Source organism: Streptomyces bugieae, assembly GCF_036352915.1.
GTDB lineage: Bacteria > Actinomycetota > Actinomycetes > Streptomycetales > Streptomycetaceae > Streptomyces > Streptomyces endophytica.
In genome coordinates, this window is the sequence record NZ_JAZBJP010000246.1 from 1 (window position 1) to 327 (window position 327).

At 64.8% G+C, this 327-nt stretch carries 1 protein-coding gene; it reads left to right on the forward strand.

Going from position 1 to position 327, the window contains the following annotated elements; translation table 11 throughout:
* The coding region (locus V2J85_RS41675; RefSeq protein WP_330824453.1) for a phosphoribosylformylglycinamidine synthase subunit PurQ at positions 1-327 on the forward strand (327 nt) is incomplete at both ends.

Consider the following 327-nt stretch of genomic DNA (forward strand, 5'->3'; position numbering starts at 1 on the left):
TCATCGAGCAGGCGAAGGCCGGACTTCCCGTCCTGGGTATCTGCAACGGGTTCCAGGTGCTGACCGAGACGCATCTGCTGCCGGGCGCGATGCTGCGCAACAACCATCTGCACTTCATCTGCCGCGACCAGAAGCTGCGGGTGGAGAACGCGAGCACGGCGTGGACCGCGGACTACGAGGCGGGGCAGGAGATCTCCATCCCGCTGAAGAACATCGATGGCCGGTACACCGCTGACGAGCGCACGCTCGATGAGCTGGAGGCGGAGGGCCGGGTGGTCTTCCGTTACCTGGACGGCAACCCCAACGGTTCGTTGCGTGACATTGCCG